Below are 2,079 nucleotides of genomic sequence, written 5' to 3' on the forward strand. Positions count from 1 at the left end.
TCGGAGGTGGCCGGCTCGGCGGGCCAGGGGGCGATCTGGAGGGCGAGGTCGCCGGGTGACACCGGTCCACGCCGGCCCTCACCCAAGGTCATGCGGCAGATCAGGTCGAGGTCGTTGGGCACCCCGACGGCGATCTCGGAGGGGGCGGCCACGCCGCCGACGATCGTGGGCGCGGGCTCCAGGCCCACCGGGCCGCCTGCGGCGATCAGCCCGTCGTCGACGGCCACCATGGGCCAGCGACCGGTCAGGCCGGCATACGCGAGCTTGACGAGGCCGACGGCGTCGGCGCGGGACGCGCGCTCGTCGGAGAGCCGGTCGGCGTCGGTGAGGGCCGCCTCGGTGGCGAGGCCGCGGACCTTGACCGCGCCGTCGGGCATGCGCAGCAGCGAGCTGGGGGTGAGGGCCAGGTGGTGCAGGCCGCGGTGGGTCGCCTTGTCGAGCGCCGTCGCCGCCTCGCCGGTCAGGCGCCGCACCTCGTCGGCGGCCAGGCCACCGCTCTGCAGCAGGTGCGACAGCGGCGCCGCCCCGGTCAGGGGCTCCTCGACGATGAAGCCGACCCCCTGGTCGGCGCCCACGTCGAGCACGCGCACGAGGCGGGGATCCTCGATGCCGGCGGCCCGTCGGGCCGCGTCGAGCGCCGCGGCGGCGAGCGACGACCCGGCGGTGAAGCAGACGAGCACGACGTCGCGCTCGAGGGTGTGGTCCGTGGCGCGCCAGCGTTCGTGGTGGGCGCCCTCGGAGGTGCGCAGCGTGACCGCGTAGCGGCCTCCCAGAACGGTTCCGGGTCCGACTCCCTGCACGTGCGTCACCCTCCCCTCGTCCAGTCCTGCGTGGATGCGTGGCAGGGCCCCATCCTAGGCCGACTCATGGGGGATCTCCGTGGTGCGCATCGCCGAGGGACTCGTGTGCCGCGGTGACCGCCTCGATGTCGGCGATCTGGTCGACGCGCGAGGTGCCCTTGCGCACCGCGCGGACCACGCCGGCGAGCAGGACGAGTCCCACGAGCACCCCGCCGACCCAGTAGATGGTGGCGTCGAGCGGGTTCGCGGCGACGGGGATGGTCGCGGCGGAGCCGATGACGGTGCCGTCGGCGGTGGTGAGGAAGGCGCGGATCTGCGCCCGGCCGGCCGCGACGACCGCGACCTCCACCGGGACGTTGGTGCGTGACGACGGTCCGATCGTCACCGGAGCCGGCTGCGCCACGACGCGGACGCGGGGGTTGTCGGGCACGAGCCGCAGGCGGATGTTCTCGACCGTGTAGTCGAGGCCGTTCTCCACGGTGATGCGCAGGGTGCCGTTCTCGGCGAGCAGGTTGATCGTGGTGGTGCGCGGGACGACGCGGATCGCGCTGGTGGCCGCTCGCACGTCGGCCGCGACGGCGTTGGCCAGGGCCGGCCAGGCTCGGGGCTCGTAGCGCCAGCGGACGCTGGTGAGGTGGTCGAGCACCTCCCGGTAGGTGCGTTCGAACTCCTCGCCGTTGCTCAGCACCGAGGAGACGCTGAGCAGGGTGTCGCGCTGGTGGGCGAGCTGCGCGAGGCGCCGCGCGGTGAGCACCGGTGCCGGGGCGGTGCCCGGGGCCGTCCGCGACCACGCCGTCTGGGGCTGCGCCTTGTCCTCGCCGCTGTCGGCGAGGAGGGATGCGGCGCTGACCGGGTGCAGCCACGGGGCGCTGGAGGTCGCCGCGAGGAAGGCGGAGAGGCCCGCGGGGTCGGGGTCGTAGGTGCGCGGGGCGGCCACGAGCACGGAGCGGGCGGTGCCGGCGCGCTCGCCGAGGAGCACGAGCGTCTCGGCCAGGTAGCGCTGCGTCGACAGCACCGGGCTCGGGTCGGACCGCTTGGGCAGCACCGACGAGAGCCGGGTGTCGTACGCCAGCAGCCGGGTCCCCGCGCTCGTGACCCGCCGCGCGGTCGGGGTGTAGGCGGCTGGCTTCGTGACGGCCGCCGCGTTGACGACGATGCCGGCCGGCTTCTTGACCGGGGTGCCCGAGAGCAGGGTCCGGATGCCGGCCTCGCGGCCGGGCGGCAGCAGCCCGTCCACCGGCCACACGATGTCGGTGCGCGCGGCCGAGCCGAAGCGGGC

General features: G+C 75.3%; 2 protein-coding genes. Both read right to left on the reverse strand.

Annotated features, from left to right (window positions below):
• On the reverse strand, window positions 1-809 hold an 809-nt coding region (locus tag ABD194_RS21030; RefSeq protein ID WP_486388616.1), incomplete at its 3' end, for a protein kinase family protein.
• A gap of 55 nt (window positions 810-864) precedes the next feature.
• A partial coding sequence (locus ABD194_RS21035; RefSeq protein WP_343995175.1) for a DUF6049 family protein occupies window positions 865-2,079 on the reverse strand: 1,215 nt, incomplete at its 5' end.

Source organism: Terrabacter terrae (assembly GCF_039529575.1).
Lineage (GTDB): Bacteria > Actinomycetota > Actinomycetes > Actinomycetales > Dermatophilaceae > Terrabacter > Terrabacter terrae.